Annotated in this window: 14 protein-coding genes and 1 tRNA gene; 4 read left to right on the forward strand and 11 right to left on the reverse strand. The window is 62.7% G+C overall.

Annotation, left to right across the window (positions count from 1 at the left end):
* Positions 1 to 78 precede the first annotated feature (78 nt).
* Positions 79 to 894, forward strand: a complete 816-nt coding sequence (locus ABAC460_RS25905) for a DUF599 domain-containing protein (RefSeq protein ID WP_031236212.1) — start codon at positions 79 to 81, stop codon at positions 892 to 894.
* 260 nt (positions 895 to 1154) lie between these two features.
* On the opposite strand, the gene ABAC460_RS25910 is transcribed toward ABAC460_RS25905, so the two are convergent.
* Positions 1155 to 2033 (reverse strand): N-formylglutamate amidohydrolase, encoded by an 879-nt coding sequence (locus ABAC460_RS25910; RefSeq protein WP_023451464.1) that lies wholly within the window; start codon positions 2031 to 2033, stop codon positions 1155 to 1157.
* 140 nt (positions 2034 to 2173) lie between these two features.
* Here ABAC460_RS25910 and cpdR point away from each other — a divergent pair, with 140 nt between their 5' ends.
* Positions 2174 to 2530, forward strand: coding sequence for a cell cycle two-component system response regulator CpdR (gene cpdR / locus ABAC460_RS25915; protein WP_023451465.1), 357 nt, complete (start codon positions 2174 to 2176; stop codon positions 2528 to 2530).
* Here the strand turns inward: cpdR and ABAC460_RS25920 are convergent.
* From ABAC460_RS25920 to ABAC460_RS25945, 8 genes are all read right to left on the reverse strand, one after another.
* Complete coding sequence (locus tag ABAC460_RS25920) at positions 2527 to 3996, reverse strand: hypothetical protein (RefSeq protein WP_023451466.1); 1470 nt, start codon at positions 3994 to 3996, stop codon at positions 2527 to 2529. The genes cpdR and ABAC460_RS25920 overlap by 4 nt on opposite strands.
* Before the next feature lie 126 nt (positions 3997 to 4122).
* Positions 4123 to 4197 (reverse strand) — tRNA-Val (locus ABAC460_RS25925).
* 80 nt (positions 4198 to 4277) lie between these two features.
* On the reverse strand, positions 4278 to 5201 hold the full coding sequence (locus ABAC460_RS0124015) for a tetratricopeptide repeat protein (RefSeq protein WP_023451467.1): 924 nt from the start codon (positions 5199 to 5201) through the stop codon (positions 4278 to 4280).
* Positions 5202 to 5372: 171 nt separating this feature from the next.
* Positions 5373 to 6137: a tetratricopeptide repeat protein gene (locus ABAC460_RS0124020; protein WP_023451468.1), complete on the reverse strand. Its 765-nt coding sequence runs from the start codon at positions 6135 to 6137 to the stop codon at positions 5373 to 5375.
* Positions 6138 to 6211: 74 nt separating this feature from the next.
* The gene (locus ABAC460_RS25930; protein WP_023451469.1) at positions 6212 to 7390 is read right to left on the reverse strand and encodes a patatin-like phospholipase family protein; all 1179 of its coding nucleotides are present in this window, start codon (positions 7388 to 7390) and stop codon (positions 6212 to 6214) included.
* 77 nt (positions 7391 to 7467) lie between these two features.
* On the reverse strand, positions 7468 to 8406 hold the full coding sequence (locus ABAC460_RS25935) for an SIMPL domain-containing protein (RefSeq protein ID WP_023451470.1): 939 nt from the start codon (positions 8404 to 8406) through the stop codon (positions 7468 to 7470).
* 2 nt (positions 8407 to 8408) lie between these two features.
* Entirely contained in the window at positions 8409 to 9293 is an 885-nt protein-coding gene (locus tag ABAC460_RS25940; protein ID WP_023451471.1) for an SIMPL domain-containing protein, read from the reverse strand.
* Entirely contained in the window at positions 9290 to 9754 is a 465-nt protein-coding gene (locus tag ABAC460_RS25945) for a hypothetical protein (protein WP_023451472.1), read from the reverse strand. Before ABAC460_RS25945 ends, ABAC460_RS25940 begins: the two co-directional genes overlap by 4 nt.
* Positions 9755 to 9945: 191 nt before the next feature.
* Between ABAC460_RS25945 and ABAC460_RS25950 the strand changes: the two genes are divergently transcribed.
* A complete protein-coding gene (locus tag ABAC460_RS25950; protein ID WP_155914533.1) occupies positions 9946 to 10809 on the forward strand; it encodes a tetratricopeptide repeat protein in 864 nt (287 codons plus the stop codon).
* 3 nt (positions 10810 to 10812) lie between these two features.
* On the opposite strand, the gene ABAC460_RS25955 is transcribed toward ABAC460_RS25950, so the two are convergent.
* Both ABAC460_RS25955 and ABAC460_RS25960 read right to left on the reverse strand, forming a co-directional pair.
* Entirely contained in the window at positions 10813 to 11691 is an 879-nt protein-coding gene (locus ABAC460_RS25955; protein ID WP_023451474.1) for a tetratricopeptide repeat protein, read from the reverse strand.
* A 55-nt stretch (positions 11692 to 11746) separates the two neighbouring features.
* Entirely contained in the window at positions 11747 to 15034 is a 3288-nt protein-coding gene (locus tag ABAC460_RS25960; RefSeq protein WP_023451475.1) for a transglutaminase family protein, read from the reverse strand.
* Positions 15035 to 15169: 135 nt separating this feature from the next.
* Here ABAC460_RS25960 and ABAC460_RS25965 point away from each other — a divergent pair, with 135 nt between their 5' ends.
* Complete coding sequence (locus ABAC460_RS25965) at positions 15170 to 17098, forward strand: class II glutamine amidotransferase (RefSeq protein ID WP_023451476.1); 1929 nt, start codon at positions 15170 to 15172, stop codon at positions 17096 to 17098.
* Positions 17099 to 17165 lie beyond the last annotated feature (67 nt).

The following is a 17165-nucleotide window of genomic DNA, read 5'->3' on the forward strand; positions in this document are numbered from 1 at the left end:
CATTTTGCGTAACAGTCCGTTACAAACGGGCAGGCGACTCACCCTATGCATGAATCGCGACCATATAACGAGAGCACCATGTCCGCCCTGAAAGCCCTTCTCCACGCCATCAGCGACAATCCGCTCGATAGTTTCGCCCTGCTGGTCTTTTTCTTCTGCTGGCTGGGCTACGAGCCCTTCCTTCAGAAAATTTCCAAGAAATCCGGCTTTATCGTCAAGGACCTGAGTATTGTACGGTCCGCCTGGATGCGCGAAGCGACCTTACGTGAGATCAAGCTGTTCGATTCCAACCTGATGGCCCACGCGGTCAATTCCGCCGCCAACTTTTCCTCGGCCAACCTCCTGCTGATCGCCGCCGTCGGCGGGGTGCTGTTCAGCGGACAGGTCCCCCTGACTACGGCCAAGAACCTGGGCTTCGACGTTTCAACCGTGCTGCTGTTTCAGATGAAGCTGGGCCTGATTGTCATATGCCTGGTGCGCGGCCTGCTCGACTTCATCTGGGCCACCCGCCAGATGAACTATACCGCCGCGGCCCTGGGTTCCCTGCCCGACCGCATGGACGAACGTACCGGACGTGAATTCGCCGCCGCCATTACCAATATCGTCGAACCGGCCATGTCGAGCTTTTCGCAAGGCGTACGGGGCTACTATTTCGCGCTGGCATCAGCCGCCTGGCTGTTCGGGCCCGTGCCCCTGATTTTGGCCAGTGTCGGTGCCATTATACTGCTGGGCTGGCGCCAGTCGCGTTCACAGTCGGCGCGGGGAATCCGGCGCCTGCGCGAACTGCTGGAGGAGCATCCCTATCCGACGACACCGCGCGAGTTCGATACCGCGCCTGCGCAAAATTCTGACAAAAATGCTGCGTTGCACAATTCTCAATCGAAGATGACCTGATGTACCGTCACGAAAAATTCCTGTTCTTTCCCGGAATTGTAACGATACGTGATCATATGATTTCTTTTTTTGACTTGCTTTATTTTGCACCGCAACCTATTCTGAGGATGTTCGGTGCTTCGGCATCGATGCCCTTCCTGGGCGTTTCCTCCCTGTAGACTTGGCCGCGCTGTTTAGCGCGGCCTTTTTTTTCGTGGAAATTGTAATCGATTTCAAAGACTTTCAATAATTTTCAGCGGAGAGACTCTGGCGGTGAGTTGCTACTTTGACGGAGTCTGGGCAAGGGTCCGTGTCAGAGTCCGGAATACGCCCTGCAACTTTTCCAGTCCGCCATGCGGCTCCAGACTGGCCTCGTTCATATAGATGGTGCGGTTGATCTCTATCTGCAAAGCCTCGATACCCGCCTGTGGCCGCCCATAGCTTTCTACGATGTAGCCGCCGGCGAACGGCTTGTTCAGCCCCACCCGCAGACCCGCCCCCTCCAGCACGTCCCTCACCTTGCGTACCAGCCAGTCGCCGCAGGAATCGCCATGCCGGTTGCCCAGCACGATGTCCGGCTTGGGCCCGGTCAGAGACGACAGGGCCGAACTGGGCATGGAATGCCAGTCCACCAGCACTACCGGCCGGCCCAGGCGACCGGCCTCGACCAGCAGGTCCTGGAGGGTTTCGTGATAAGGGCCGTGGATCATATCGAGCCGCCGGTTGACCTCGGCCATGTCCAACGGTGAACGGTAAATCTCCTGGTCGGCGCTTAAGCGCCGGGCGATGACCCCGAACCCCGCCTTGACCCGCGCGCTCAGGGCCAGGGCCGCCTTGGGCAGTTCACCGCGGATCAGCCGCGCATCCAGTTCCAGAGGGGAGCGGTTGACGTCGCAGAAGGCACGGGCATAGCGGCAGGCCAAACCATAGACGCCCAGGTCGGGCGACAGACCGACCATGTCGTCGACATAGGCGTCCTCGCTGGAGCGCAGCGCGCTACCCTTCTGCCGCGCCTGAGCGACGAAACTGTCGGGATAGTACCGACCGCTGTGCGGCAGGCTGTAGACCAGGGGCGCGACCGCGACATGCGGGCGTACCACGTCCACAGCCTTGTCCGGGGTGTGCACAATGTGCCAGGGGGTGGGGACCGCTTCATCCATGTTAAATGTCTAGTAGGACATTCCTGTCACGTCTTCATCCCAAATTTACTTAACCCCGCCAATCTTGATGAATTCCATCCCGTCCCGGTGTAGCCTCCGGTCCGGGCTCCATCATGGCGCAGGGGACGCATAGAGGTCGCATGAAAAAGATACTGCTCGCCGAAGACGAAGATTCCGTCCGCAGCTTCCTGTCGCGCGCCCTGCAACGGGCCGGTTACGAAGTGGTGTCGTGCGCCGACGGCGACTCGGCCATCGAGGCCCTGGACCACGGCCCCTACGATCTGCTGCTGACCGACATCGTCATGCCCGGCGCCGACGGTATCGAAGTCGCCAAGAAGGCGGCCCTGGTCCAGCCGGATTTGAAGATCATGTTCATCACCGGCTTTGCCGCCGTGGCGCTGAACGCCCAGAAGGCGTCCCCCAACGCCAAGGTCCTCGAAAAACCCGTCCACCTGCGTGAAATTGTAACCGAAGTCGAGCGCCTGATCGCGGCCTAATAGGCTTTCGCGGGCAGCAGTTGCCCACCGCCTTTCAGCTCATAGGTCTGCCCCCCGAAATCCGGATTGCGTGCCGGGTCGTAGGCCAGACTGTGGCCATTGCCGATCAGGCTGGCGGCCGGGTCGCCGGCCAGGGTCAGCTTTCCAACCCTGCCGTCGCCGGTCAGGGTCCAGGTCGATCCGGCATCCAAACTGACATCGACATTGGCCGTGGTCCTGCCGCTGAAGCGCGAGCAGTCCTTCAGATCCAGCACCGCCGAACTGACGGCATCGGTGACGATATCGCCGTTCAGGCTTTGGCCAGATGCTGTGATGCGCAAATGGCCCAGGGTCAGACCCTGATCGCTCAGGCTGAGCGCAGTCACCTTCGCCAATTGCCCTGAACCGCTGTCGAGGGCCACGTTGTTCAGGACAATCTCAACCTGGGCGCCGGTGACGCTAAACACCGCCAGCCTGGCCGAAATCGCCCCGCCGGAAAAAGCCAGTTCGGCCTGGGGCGGCGGCCCGTCCCGCCTGGGGCCCATCGGCGACCGTTTCCCGCCGGTGTCCTGGCGGGCAGGACCATAACCGCCCGGCGGAGGCCCGCCTGACATCCCCTCCTGCGGCAGACCGCGCGGCGCCAAGGCCGGCATGGTCTGGCCGGCGACGACACGCACGCCGTCCGCGCCGCCGGTCAGTTGGGCATCGGTCAGGCGCAGGCGATGGGCGCCCTTCACCTCGATCGCGGCCTCGCGTTGCGACACCAGGACGACGCCCGTCGCTTCGACCTCACCCGCCACGGCGATCGCCGGCGACAGCGGACCGGCCGCGGTCAGCCGCCCGCCGGCCAGATGCACAGCGCCAAAACGCAGGTCGAGTGCCGGCGCATTGTCCGAAGCCGTGGTCAGTTCGGCATCCTGCGTCGTCAGCTCGCCGCCGGCCACCACGACGCCGGAAGCATAGGAATTATGGGTCGCCAGACGCGTCGCGGTCAGTTGTACTGACGAACCAGGATCGGCGACATAGACCGCCGGCACACCGGCCTGGCGCGTGGTCACCGAGCCGCCGGAGATGTCAGCCCGCGACTGCGACAGGACCAGAACCGCGGCTCCCAGGCCGGCGGATTGCGCCTCCGGCAGGGAGGTTACAGGGAGGTCGCTGGTCAGATTCGACCCGGACAGGTGAAGTTCGGACGCCTGGGTCAACAGGACAACCGACTGGTCGGGCTTGATCGCCGCCAGGGCCTTGCCGTTCACGCTCAGGCTTTCCCCGGTCAGGCTCAGCAAGCCGTTCAGCTTCTGCGCCGTGGCAATCTGAGGCGGCCCCGGACGCATGGGCGGCGCACCATCCGGCCGCTGGCCGCCCCCGGGACGTCCGCCGCCGGGAGGCGGACCGCCCATACCGCCGCCGCCCATCATCTGTGGCCAGGCCGGGGAACCCGCCAAGGTACCGGCAATCAGGAAAGACAGGGTGAGAAACTTGTGCATACCGCCTCCGCTATCCCGGCGGTCGTAGCGGCAAAAGCCGACGGAAATTTGAGGGGTTTCTTTCACGCCCGTCACACGGCGCAGGCACAAAAAAAGCCCGGCGTGAACCGGGCCCTTTTGAGAAGATGGTGGGCGCTACAGGGATTGAACCTGTGACCCCTACCATGTCAAGGTAGTGCTCTCCCGCTGAGCTAAGCGCCCATCTTCTTGCGGAGGTGGCGTGTATAGCCACGGCCTCAGGCCTTGGCAAGCGTCCTGAGTCGATTTTTCACCGAAAATCGTCAAACGGCCGGCGGCAGCAGGCTTTCGGCCAGTTTCGACGCCTCGGCATACTGGGTCTCGCTAAGGTCTTCATCGGCATCCATCTGGGCCAGCAGCTTTTCGGCATCGCGATCACCACCATAGGCAGCCAGCAGCGCCCAGGCATAGGCCTTGACCTTGTCGACCGGCACGCCGAGACCGGCATAGTAGGCGCCGGCCATCCGCTCCTGAGCCAGGGCGAAGCCCTGCTTGGCCGCTTGCTCCACCAGGATCAGGCCGCGCGCCGCATCGACCTCGACGCCCTTGCCGTCCAGGTACAGGACACCCAGATTATACTGGCCCGGAGCATAGCCCTGGCCGGCGGCCTTGTTGTACCAGATCAGCGCCTGGGCGTTGCTTTGTTCGGTGCCTTCGCCGTTTTCGTACATGGTGCCGACATTGAACTGCGCAATGTCATAGCCCTGCTCCGCCGCCTTCAGATACCAGCCGAAAGCCGTCGTGATGTCGGGCGACACGCCCAGGCCGTAATCATAGGCGACGCCCAGATTGTATTGCGCCCCGGCATAGTTCTGGTCGGCGGCCATGCGCGTCCAGTACAGGGCCTTGTCGTAATCCAGTGCGACACCCAGCCCTTTGCAATACAACACGCCCAGTTCGGTCTGGGCGACGGCATTGCCTTGGCGGGCTGCCTTTTCGTACCACAACAACGCCTTGCCATAGTTCTGATCGACACCGTTGCCGGCGAAGAAGTTGTCGGCCAGGCGCAGTTGCGCCTTGGCGTCACCAGCCTGCGCCTGCGCCGTTAGGACGTCGATATCCATGGTTTCGGCCGTGCGCTGCGCGTCGTCGCGCCCCGCTACCGGCTGCGCCGATACCGCGCCCGCCGCCAAACTCCCAAAACCCAGGCCTAGAGCCAAAATCAAACCTGCCAGCACCCGTTGCATAGCGAAACTCCCGTAACTTCGGGGAGGATATGACGGCGCGCGTCAGTTTCTGCCAGTGGTCGAACGGTCGCAGGGGTAGTTTCGCTCGCAACCGCAACAAGAATGTCACATATTCCGTTCAATTCCGCATGAAATTGAACTGATGCGACGCGTTCTGGATATTTGGCGCCGTCATGATGCCGGGTTTACCAGACTGCTGGCCATATTGATGGCGATATTCTTCTGGTTGTCGTTGACGCCGGCGCCCAGGGTTTCAAGATACGCTGCCGCGCCGTCCTGGCCGGCCTGGGCCGCCACCAGCGCCCAGGCATAGGCCTTGACCAGGTCGCGCGACCCGCCACGGCCATTCTCATAGCATTTGGCGATTTCCATCTGCGAGTCACTGTCGCCCTGTTTCGCCGCCGTCAGGAACCAGTGGCAGGCCGTCAGCGGGTCCGGCGCGACTCCGGCGCCGTTGAGATAGGCCAGGCCGATATTGTACTGCGCCGGCGCGTAGCCCTGGTTGGCGGCCTTGTAGAGCCAGTAGGCGGCGGTGGCGTCATCCTGAACCTGGCCCTGGCCCTGGGCGTACATCATACCCAGATTGTACTGGGCCTCGACCACGCCCTGTTCGGCCGCGGCATTGTACCAGTTGGCGGCCAGGACATAGCTTTGGGACACACCCTGGCCTTCGTCATACATAACGGCGACATTGTACTGCGCCTCGGCCATGCCCTGCATGGCAGCGCGCTGGAACCACTCGAAGGCCTTGCTCTGATCGGCGGCGGCGCCCTGGCCGCTGTCGTACATCACACCCAGACGGTACTGGGCGCGGACATCACCGCGATTCGCCGCCTGCTGGGTCTGGGCGAAGGTCATCTCTGTCGACTGGGCCAGCACGGGCGCGGCGCCGATCAGAGCCAAGGCCCCCAGCCATGCCACCCATGTGCGTTTCATTTCCGGCGATTCCTCAGTCCGTTTTGTTCGAACACTGTACGCCGTCTTATTGGCAAATCCTAGGCCAGAAGCCTTTACCCAGGAGGCCTCTTGTCCGGCCGCATATAATCATAGACCGCCAGGCCGGTATCGGGGTCCGAGAAACTGCGCCAGGCCTTGGCCTGCATGGCCGCGCGGGCGTCCTCCATGCCGTCGCGCCAGCGGTCGCGGACCGATGGCCGCCAGAAGTCGAAATCCTTGGACTGGATCTCGTGACGGTTGGCGCGGTTGATGATGTGTACCAGACTGACACGGCCATTATAGATGTCGGACGGCAGTGCCCCGCCGCACAGCCGCTCGCGCTCGGCCTCCGGCAGGTGTTCAGCCAGGGCGCGGATGGCATGGCGCAGGCGGTATTTTTCGAGGAAGGCATCGGTATTCATCCGCGTGCGTGACGAATAGGTGATGTCCTTGATGCGTTCCTGGACCTCGTCCAGGGTTTGCGGCAAGGGCCCCTGGGCGCTGAACAGGTCGACCTGGAATACCAGAGTATCCTTGGCCAGCCCCGAGTCGAGCACGTAGGACAGGGGTGTGTTGGACACCAGGCCGCCATCCCAGTAGGCCTCGCCGTCGATTTCCACCGCCGGGAATCCCGGTGGCAGCGCTGCCGAAGCCATGACGTGCTCTGGTCCGATCCTGCGGCCGGGGTCCTGGGTGTCGAAATAGGCGAAATTGCCGCTGCTGACATTGACCGCGCCCAGGCTGAGGCGGACCTTGCCGCTGTTGATGCGGTCGAAATCGACGTGGCGCAGCAAGGTATCGCGCAGCGGCCGGGTGTCATAGAAGCTGGTCGCCTCGGGCGTGCCCGGCCGGTTGAACCAGGGCAGCATGAACCACGGCCGGAACATCGCCTTCACTCCGGCCGTAAGGCTCAGGAACCCGCTGAACTGGCGAAACGACAGACCAGTCGGGTCGCCCGGCAGCATGCCCGCCATGCCGGCGCCCGGAATGTCGGTGCTCATCTCGTCCCAGAATTCGCGCAGCCGGCCGATCCGGTCCTGCGGCGCGTTGCCGGCGATGATGGCAGCATTGATGGCGCCGATCGAAATGCCGGCGATCCAGTCGGGCTCGACGCCTTCCGCGTGCAGCACCTCATAGGCGCCAGCCTGGTAGGACCCCAGCGCGCCTCCGCCCTGCAGCACCAGAACGGTCTGCTGATAAGGCAGGTTCAGCTTCGGGCCGCCGGGGGACGGTTCATCCTGTTCGAACGACATAACGCATCTCAAAACAAAACCCGGCGCGGAAAGGCGCCGGGCTTCATATTGCACCGCACTATGGCCGGATCAAGCCGTCAGTTCAGGCCGAAGACGACACAGGCGGTTGCAGTTTTGCGCACCAGGGGTGGCGTCTGAAGAAAGGGGTTCTTCAGGGCGTTCGCTTCGATCTGTTCCGCTGCGAAACGATTGATCGTCACTCCGCTCACCCGCTGCAGGGCTTCGCCGACACTCTTGTCGGGAAAGCTCCCGATGTCCTCGGCGGTGATAGAATCAACGTCGGTGTCAGCCCGTCTCAAGCGCCGGATGCCTGTGACCACGACCTCTTCCCCATCGCCATCGATATCGATCTGCGGCGCGGGCGCCAGGATATCGGCCTCGCAGGCCCTCCCCGTCGGATCGATGGTCAGGATACGGCCCAGGACTATACTATTGGCCGCGGCCGCGCCCTGGGCACGGACGCGCGCATCCTTGACGGATTCGGTGTCCAGCCAGGCGATCAGCTTCGCGTCGGGAGTCAGTCGAAATTCGATGTCCTCCGCTGAAGTTGGCGACGCCGCCATGACCCGGCCATAGGCCGCAGACAACAGGTCGACGTCACGGACCTCGACCCCGATCGTCACAACGACCTCATAGCCGCGAATCTTGTCGCCACGTTCGTTGTCGATCAAGTTACCTTCCTTGTCGCGATACTGTTCGTACAGGGCGCGCATGGAAAATTCGGTGGTGACCAAAACTTTGTCCTTGCCGAGGCCAGCCAGGGATTGCTGCAGGCCGCGCGTACGCTCGACGGCCTGGGCCTGGGCAGCCTCGACCGTCTTGTCGCTGGTCAGAAAGGTGGCGGAAAAGCTGGCGCGGTTGGCCGGCACTTCGGTGATCACGAATCCGGTCTGGGCAATGACCTGATCCTTCATCCACCATGGCGCCTTGCCATAGCTTGCCGGCGGTGCGGTCTGCGCGGCGGCCGAGGTGGCCGCAACGGCCAGCACCGCCGCAAGACTGAAAAGCGGCTTCATGATCAGTTCACCGCATAGACGACACAGGCCCGGGCCGTGATGCGCCGCAACGGTGGGGTCTGGATGAACGGGTTTTTCAGCGCCTGGGCTTCGAGATAGTCGGCGGAACCCGGTGCCTGTGCCATGGCAGGAGGCGGTGGTGGAGGAGGCGGGGAGGGAACCATGCGCGCTTGCAGGGCCATGACCTCGGTCGCCTCGGTATCGTCGCCGGCGCCATTGCCGCCGCGCGCCAGGATGTCGGTTTCGCACGCCCGGCCGGTTGGATCGATCACCCGAACCTTGCCCAGGGCGCCGCCGGCGGCGGTGACAGCGTCACCGGCCCGCTTGCGCGCGTCCTTGACGGCTTCGTTGTACATCCAGGTGTTCAGCTCGTTGCTGGGCTGGAGGTTGAAATAGATGTTGGCCGTGGACGTCGGCGAGGCCGCCAGCACCAGGGCGTAGGCGCGTTCCAGCAAGGCCATGTCGCGAACCTCAACCGAAATCTGCACCGACACCTCATAGCCGTTAATCTTGTCGGCGCGCTGGTTCTCGATACGGTTCCCGTCCTTGTCGCGGTACTGTTCGTACAGGGTACGCATGGCGAAGCTGGTATTGACGCGGACCTGGTCCTTGCCCAGCCGCGCCAGCACTTCCTGCAGGGCGCGGGTCTTTTCGATCGACTGTGCCTGGGCTTTTTCGACCGTGTCGGCGACACTGAGGAAGTTGGCCGAGAAGGTGGCGCGGTTGGCCGGCACCTCGGCAAAAACGAAGCCGGTCTGGGTGATGACGCTTTCCTTCATCCACCACGGCGACTTGTCATAGGGATAGGGCGTGCCCGGCGCCGTCTGCGCCAGAACGGCAGGCGCGGCCATCAGGCCCGCGGCGGTCAGCAACAAAAGCTTCTTCATAGATTCCTCCCGTTATTACGATCATTGGTTTCGGTTCGGTGCCACCGGTCTTTCAGCCGGCGGTAATTGACTTCGCCGCCACAGACCCCGCGCGCCAGGCGTTCGGCCAGGTTCGGCGGGTCCTCCGGCGGCGCCAGCAGAGCGGCGCACGCAGCCACAGCGCCGGCCTGCGCCGGGCTGTAGGCATAGGTTGCCGTGGTCAGGGGCATCATATAGCCCGCCCTGTCCTTGGTCTTGGGCATCCAGATAAAGGTGGTGTGATATCCCGACGGCGTCGTGGCTTTGGAAACATATCGATCGGCCTCGGCCGCATCGGCGGCGACACCGTTCAGGCCATAGCGCAGCACGATCGCATAGGCAGCCATGGCGTGGCGGTCGCCCTCGTCGGCCAGAGCGCGCAGGCGTTCAGGCGAGGTCTGCAAGGCAAGGTCGATGTCCTGCGACCACAGTTCCTGGGTCATCGGAGACACCGTGACACAGGCTGTCAACGCCAGACAGGCGAATATAGCCGCTGGTTTTACACTGAACCCCATCTCCCCCTCCCCTTTGTTATGACGCTAGTCCGTCTTTGCGGCGCGATTTAGACCTTTTTTATCATGGTTAATCCGTTTTCGTCGCGAAACTTTTCGCCGCGCGCCGTAAGCGTGAACACATGCAAGATCCGGCGGCACTCTTTTCCGACATGAAACCCATCTACCTGTTCCTGGGACTGGTGCTGGTTCTGTTTGCCGTCCTGTGGTTCATGGTCCGCGACCTGATCGGCCATCGCCTGGACTGGTCGCATCCCCTTACGCCCTTTCAGTATAGGCGCCGTCTGGCCCGGCGCGGCGACGCGAAGGCCTGCGTCGCCTGTGCCGACATGCTGGAAAAGGGAACCGGCGGCGCTCCGCGCAATCCCGCAGTAGCCCTGTCCTTCCTCGATCAGGCGCTGTACATTTACGAGCGCGAAGCCAAAAAGGGCGACGGCTATGCCTGGCTGAAAATCGGCGAAATCCTCAGCCGCGGCCACCATGTCCACGACATGTCTCAATCGGCAGACCGCGCCTATCACAACGCCTTTCGTCACAATCTGGAAGCGGCGAAAGCCGGTGACCTCAACGGCCTGGCCTTTACCGGCTATCAGCTGCGGTTTGGTTTGGGCTGCATCACCGACCTGCACAAGGCCATGGACTATCTCGAAGCCGCCGCCAACCGCGGCCATGCGCCGTCGATGAAGTCGCTGGCGGAACTGTACCTGGCGGGGGTACGCGGCAAGCCTGATCCGGTCACGGCGGCGCGACTGTTCCGCCAGGCGGCAGCAGCGGGTGATGCGGAAGCCCTGGAACGGGTCGGCGACAACTTCCTCAGCGCCACAGGGGAGCTGGCGTCGCGTGAGCAGGCCTATTTCTGGTACGCCAGCGCCGCCCGCAAAGGCCGTGGCGCCGCCCAGCGCAAGATGGAGCGGCTGGAGGAAAACTGGACACCGAAGCAGCTGCGCGATGTCCAGGACCGGCTGCAATCCTGGGCGCCGGCATAGCACTTACTTCGTCGGCTTGGGCACCTTGGTCGGATTGGCCGCTTTCCAGGCGTCGGCGCGTTGTTGTCCATCCGCTTTATCATTGTCGGACAGCTTCGGTTCGAGGTATTTCAACGCCCCACGGCTCTTCGGCGAGCTGGCTTGGTCGGCAATCAGCGCCCATTTGTACGCCTCGGCCTTGTCTTTTTTGGTTCCCCGGCCGGTGAGATAGAAGAAGCTGTACATCAGTTGCGCCTCGTTATTACCGGCCTCCGCGCCCTTGCCGTAATAGCCGAAGGCCTTGTCGATATCCTGATCGACCGTCTGTTGCTGGTAATACATCTCGCCCAGCACATACCAAGCGCGCGCCTGTCCGGCCTCACCCGCCCGGGTCAGCCAGGTAATGGCCTCTTCGTAGCGCGTCAAAGCGATCAGCACCTGCCCCAGGTAAAGTTGCGCCTCTGGGTCGCTCGCTTTTGCCGCTATCTCGAGCGGAGGCAGGGCCTTGGCGGGATCGGGCTCATTGCGGCCGCGGCCGGTGGCGTAGGCGATGCCCAGCTTGCGCGTCGCTTCGATATTGCCGGCGCTTGCGGCCTTTTCGTACCAGGCGATGGCGGCGTCGCCGTCGGCATCGCCTGCGTCCGCATTGCGGATGTCGCCCAGTTTCAGCATGGCTAGGGCGTGGCCGGCTTGCGCCGCCTTTTCCAGCCGCTGGATGCCTTCCGTCTGGTTACCCTGGCCCAGGGCCTGCAGACCCGCCTGGTAGTCCACTTCGGGACCGCCGGCTTCGGCCTTGACCGCCTCGACCGGGCCGTTGCGTTCGTCTGTGCAGCCCTGTAGCAGGCCAGCCGCGCAGGCGACCACAATAACAGCGACGACTGCGACGTGTGTTTTCCCTGCCATGAAAACCCTCTCCTTTTTAGGGTTCAGGCATAGCCTATCGGCCGCTGGACAGCAATCAGAAGGGCTTCCAGCGCAGGTCCAAGGTATGGGGGTAGTCCGGATTGATCTCCGCCGGCGGAATCTTCACCTTGCCGGGTGTGTGAGTGGGCGCTTCGAAGCGCGACAGGCGGCGGCCTTCGGCTTCGTTGTCATTCAGCGGCAGGACATCGTAATTGCGCCCGCCCGGATGCATGACGTGATAGCGCGCGCCGCCCAGGGACCGTTCCAGCCGCGTGTCCAGAACGTCGAAGATCAAGGGTGTATTGACCGGCAGGTTGGGATGCAGGCTGGACCACGGCGCCCAGGCCTTGTAGCGCACGCCGGCGACCTGGACATCGGCATCGCGGGTGCGCGTCAACGGCAGGCGGCGGCCGTTGCAGGTCACCACATGTTGCGACCCTATGGCGCCGGTCAGCCGGACTTCCATGCGTTCGACCGAAGAATCGACGCCGCGCGACGTGCCGCCACCGGCCGATTCCTCGCCCATAACCGGCCAGGGTTCCAGGGCGTTTTTCAGCTCCAGGGTAATGCCGCCGATCTGGACCGTGCCGACCGTCGGGAAACGGAAGTCGAAGAAGGGAATGAACCAGTCGCGGCCGAATTTGAACCCGGCGGCGTCGAGATAGTCCAGTACCTCCAGCAGGTCCTCACGGACGAAGTGGCCCAGCATATAGCGGTCGTGCAGTTGCGTCCCCCAACGGACCAGCGGGGCGCGGTAGGGCTTTTTCCAGAAGGCCGCGACCAGGGCGCGGATCAGCAGCGACTGAATCAGGTTCATCTGCGGATGCGGCGACATCTCAAAACCGCGCATTTCCAGCAGGCCCAGACGGCCGCGGTCGGAATCCGGGCTATACAGCTTGTCGATGCAGAACTCGGCGCGATGGGTGTTACCGGTCAGGTCGACCAGCAGGTTGCGCAGCAACCGGTCGACCAGCCACGGCGCGCTTTCCTCCGAGCCATCCGGAAGATTCCGCAGGGCGATTTCCAGCTCGTACAAGGCCTCATGTCGGGCTTCGTCGATGCGCGGCGCCTGGGAAGTTGCCCCGATATACAGGCCCGAGAACAGGTAGCTGAGCGAGGGGTGGTTCTGCCAGAAGGCAATCATCGAGCCCAGCACGTCCGGCCGGCGCAGGAAAGGCGAATCCTCGGGTTTGGAAGCCCCCATGACGATGTGGTTGCCGCCGCCGGTGCCGATCCGCTTGCCGTCGATCATGAACTTGTCGGCGACGAGACGCGCGTTTCGCGCTTCGTCATAGACGGTGTCGATGATGAACTTCAACTCGTCCCAGTTGCGGGCCGGCTGGATATTGACCTCGATAACGCCGGGGTCGGGGGTGACCGACATGCTTTCGATTCGGTGGTCGCGCGGCGGCGAATAGCCCTCGATGACCACGGCTATGTTTTGCTTCGCCGCCACGGCTTCGATGGCGTGGATCAGGTCGAGATAGTGCTCGGCATAGGTCAGGGGCGGCAGGAACAGGAACAACTGACCGTCGCGAATTTCCGCACACAGGGCGGAACGGACCAGACCGTTGGGGCCGGCGGACTTCGTGGCCTTGCGCGGTTTGGCGTAGGCCGCAACAGCTTCGGCGGAATCCGGCAGAGGGTCGGTCGGCGCGAACGGTGAGCGGATCGGGAAATAGTGCGCCTCGGCCAGTTTCGCATCGACCACCGGCAGAGCACCCAACGGCAGGCGCAGGCCCACCGGTGAGTCGCCCGGAATCAGCATCATCCGTCCGGCCTTGAACGACCAGGCGTTGGACAGCCAACCATTTGTTTTCGCCGAGAAAGTCAGGGGCAGGACGTAGCCGGTCGGCTTGCCGACATTCTCATCCAGCTTGGCCTGCAGGCGTTTGCGTTCGGTGGCTTCGAACAGGTCGGCGGTCAGCATCTCGCCTTCCAGCGGGATGCGCTGTTCTTTCCACAGCAGGTAGGGCAGGTCCTCATAGGCCGGCACGACATGGTTCGCGCCGACACCCAGCGCATCCGCCAGGGCCGAGACAAAGGTGTTGGCGGCTTCAGGTTTCAGCTTGCCCTTGGATTCCGGGTCCGCGAGCAGCTTCGCGTCCAGCCATACCGGTTTGCCGTCGGCGCGCCAGTACATGTTCATCGCCCAACGTGGCAGGATTTCGCCGGGATACCACTTGCCCTGGGCGTGCTGGGCCAGGGGAGAATTGGCGAACTTGCTGGCAAGGCGCTGGAACAGGTCGTAGCCCAGTTTTTTCTTTTCCGGCGACAGGGCGGTGAAATGCCACTCGTCGCCGATGCGGTCGTCCAGGCTGACAAAGGTCGGTTCGCCACCCATGGTCAGGCGGACATCCTGCTTGTCGAGCGCAGCATCGACCTTGTGGCCCAGGGCGTCGATGGATTTCCACTCGCTGTCGGAAAAGGGTTTGGTGACGCGGCGGCTTTCCTGGATGCGCTCGACCGTCATCTGGTGGCTGAAGGTCGAACGCGCCGCCTCATGACCGCCGCTGATCGGCGCCGCCGAGGTCGGGTTGGGCGCGCAGCACAAGGGAATATGGCCTTCGCCGGTGAACATGCCCGAGGTCGGATCGAGCCCGATCCAGCCGGCGCCGGGCAGGTAGACCTCGTACCAGGCATGCAGGTCGGTGACGTCCTGCGACACGCCCGACGGCCCGTCCAGCGATTCGATATCGGCCTTCAACTGGATGGAATAACCGGAGACGAAACGCGTCGCCAAACCCTTGTGGCGAAGGATCTGCACCGCCAGCCAGGCCATGTCGCGGCACGAACCCTGCAATTTGTTGAGCGTCTCGGCCGAGGTCTGGATGCCCGGTTCCATGCGCAGGGTATAGCCGAGGTCGGTATTGAGCTTCTGGTTGAAGGCGACCAGGAAATCGACCGTCGCCCAGGCGTCACCATTGGGCGCCGTGTCCGGGACCGAACGGACATAGTCCATCAGGACGTCGTCGTCTTCCTTGATTTCCAGGTAGGGCGCCAGTTCTTCTTTCAGGTCGGCGGCATAGGTGAAGGGTACATGGGTCGCCGAGTCTTCGAGGAAAAAGTCGAAAGGATTGAAGACCTTGATTTCCAGGACAAGGTCGACCTCGACGCGGAAATGGTTGGTCTTTTCCGGAAAGACGATCCGCGCCAGCCAGTTGCCGAACGGATCCTGCTGCCAGTTGATGAAGTGGTTTTCCGGGAAAACCTTCAGACTGTAGGACTGGACATGGGCGCGGGTGTGCGGCGCAGGACGCAGGCGGATGACCTGGGGGCCCAAGGAAATCGGCCGGTCGTAACGGTAGTCGCTGACGTGATGCTGCGCCGCCAATATACTCATGCCGTACCCAACTCCTTGGAAACCTTAGCTTCCGCAACGAAACGTTTACGGAATCGCAAAAAAAGTGTCATGTGACGTCGTCGGCCACTAGACAACCGCTTTGTAAAAAAGTCTAGTTGCATTGCAACAAAGAGGATGAGTTCCTTGAGTGCCATTTCGAGTGATATTTTAGCCTTCAGCTTCGACGGTCTGAGTTCGCCGTCGATCGACCTCAAGTTCCGCAAGGGGCCGCAGAAGGGGGAACATACACTCGGCTGGGGTTTGACCTGGTATCCCGGTGATAATAAGGGCGCCGTGGTCGCCAAGGATCCGTCGGCGCGCGATACCAAGTCCTTGCGCGGGGCGATGCACGACTGGGATTCGTTCCGGTCAACCGTTTTCTTCTGCAAGGTCCGGGGGGCGGCCACCGGCTACACCCATCTCGAGACCCAGCCGTTCTCGCGGGCGTTCGCCGGCCAGGACTGGGTCTTCATGCACAATGGCGACCTCGACAAGACGGCGCTGAACAAGCTTCATTTCAACAAATCCATATTTCTGGAACCTATGGGGCGTACCGACTCGGAAGCAGCGTTCTGCTTCCTGTTGGGCAAGGTTCAGGATTATGGCGCCAGAACACTCGCGGAAGTTGATCACCAGGTTCTGCTGAGCTGGTTCTTGCAGTTGGACGACCTGGGCTCGGCAGACATGATCCTGTCGGACGGCACGACGGTCGCGGCCTTTTACGGATCGCAGTCGGTCGAGACCCAGCTCTACTACTCGCGCATCAAGCCGCCGCATTCGGAGGCCGGCTATCATTCCGACTCGGCCAGCTTCGCACTGAGCAATCCGCGCGACACCTTCCGGACGGCCCTGGTGTTCAGCTCGACCCCGTTTCACCGCGGCGACTGGAAGCCGATGCAGAAGGGGCAACTGATCATCGCCCGGCGCGGCGCGGTCGTGTGGACCAACAAGAAGGACGAGAAACAGCCGGCCCAGCCGCAGCAGGCGACGCACGAACAGGACGGTCACCTGCAGGGTGTGGTCGTGCCGGCCGAGAAGCCGCGTTCTACACCGGGCCGGGGCTTCGCCTCGCAGCAGGCCCAGGCCCAGCAGCTCAGCATCGTCCAGTCGCTGCAGCAGATGAAGGCGGTCCAGCACAATGTGCTCAATCCGCGCGCCATCACCCATGCGCCGGACGGGTCTCCCCTGACCTACCGGCTGTACGACGTCACCCATTCGACCGAATACAAATATGAGCACGAGGTCGAGCATTCGACCCATTCCTTCCGGCTTATGCCGGTCGAGGATACCGTCCAGGAGGTGCTGAACTGTACGTTGTCGCTGTCGTCGGAAGGCGAGGATGTCCGCTTCGAGGACGTCTTCGGCAACCAGACCCTGCACTACAGCATCATCAGGCCGTACAAGATGCTGACCATTTCGTGCCGGTCGCTGGTCAAGGTCTATGGCCAGTCGCCCGACGACTATTCGGTCGGCCAGCGCCAGGCCTTCATTCCGCTGACCATGATGCCATGGCAGCAGGTGATGATGGAGCCCTATCTGCGGTCGCCGGAATTGCCCGAGACCCAGATCCGCGAGCTTCTGGTCTATGCCATGGGCTTTGCCGAGCGTAACGGCCGCCACCTGATGGACACGCTGAACGACATCAACCAGACCATCTATCGCGATTTCCGCTATGTGCCGGGCTCGACCTCGCTGCGCTCGACGCCGTTCGACGTCTATGCGTCGCGTGAGGGGGTGTGCCAGGACTTCGCCAACCTGTTCATCTGCCTGGCACGGTTGCTGGGCGTGGCGGCGCGCTACCGGGTGGGGTATATCTTCACCGGCGCCAACTACGAGAACAAGATCCAGTCCGACGCTTCGCATGCCTGGGTGGAGATCTATATCCCCTATCTCGGCTGGCGCGGCTTCGACCCGACCAATGGCTGCCGCGTGGCGCAGGACCATATCCGCGTCGCCGCCGGCCGCAACTATCTGGATGCGACCCCGACCTCAGGCACCATCTACCGCGGTGGCGGCAAGGAGACGCTTCGGGTCCAGGTCACCATGAACGAGGTCTTCAACTAAACCTCATGCCAAAAAGTGGATTGCCACTTTTTGGATAAACATGAGGTGTCGAAAAATACTTTTTGCC

Source organism: Asticcacaulis sp. AC460 (assembly GCF_000495795.1).
Taxonomy (GTDB): Bacteria; Pseudomonadota; Alphaproteobacteria; order Caulobacterales; family Caulobacteraceae; genus Asticcacaulis.

Bases quoted from the DNA above. Each gene is read 5' to 3' on its own strand.
- ABAC460_RS25905 (WP_031236212.1), top strand. From the start codon at position 79: ATGTCCGCCCTGAAAGCCCTTCTCCACGCCATCAGCGACAATCCGCTC.
- ABAC460_RS25910 (WP_023451464.1), bottom strand. From the start codon at position 2,033: ATGGATGAAGCGGTCCCCACCCCCTGGCACATTGTGCACACCCCGGAC.
- cpdR (WP_023451465.1), top strand. From the start codon at position 2,174: ATGAAAAAGATACTGCTCGCCGAAGACGAAGATTCCGTCCGCAGCTTC.
- ABAC460_RS25920 (WP_023451466.1), bottom strand. From the start codon at position 3,996: ATGCACAAGTTTCTCACCCTGTCTTTCCTGATTGCCGGTACCTTGGCG.
- ABAC460_RS0124015 (WP_023451467.1), bottom strand. From the start codon at position 5,201: ATGCAACGGGTGCTGGCAGGTTTGATTTTGGCTCTAGGCCTGGGTTTT.
- ABAC460_RS0124020 (WP_023451468.1), bottom strand. From the start codon at position 6,137: ATGAAACGCACATGGGTGGCATGGCTGGGGGCCTTGGCTCTGATCGGC.
- ABAC460_RS25930 (WP_023451469.1), bottom strand. From the start codon at position 7,390: ATGTCGTTCGAACAGGATGAACCGTCCCCCGGCGGCCCGAAGCTGAAC.
- ABAC460_RS25935 (WP_023451470.1), bottom strand. From the start codon at position 8,406: ATGAAGCCGCTTTTCAGTCTTGCGGCGGTGCTGGCCGTTGCGGCCACC.
- ABAC460_RS25940 (WP_023451471.1), bottom strand. From the start codon at position 9,293: ATGAAGAAGCTTTTGTTGCTGACCGCCGCGGGCCTGATGGCCGCGCCT.
- ABAC460_RS25945 (WP_023451472.1), bottom strand. From the start codon at position 9,754: ATGACCCAGGAACTGTGGTCGCAGGACATCGACCTTGCCTTGCAGACC.
- ABAC460_RS25950 (WP_155914533.1), top strand. From the start codon at position 9,946: ATGCAAGATCCGGCGGCACTCTTTTCCGACATGAAACCCATCTACCTG.
- ABAC460_RS25955 (WP_023451474.1), bottom strand. From the start codon at position 11,691: ATGGCAGGGAAAACACACGTCGCAGTCGTCGCTGTTATTGTGGTCGCC.
- ABAC460_RS25960 (WP_023451475.1), bottom strand. From the start codon at position 15,034: ATGAGTATATTGGCGGCGCAGCATCACGTCAGCGACTACCGTTACGAC.
- ABAC460_RS25965 (WP_023451476.1), top strand. From the start codon at position 15,170: ATGAGTTCCTTGAGTGCCATTTCGAGTGATATTTTAGCCTTCAGCTTC.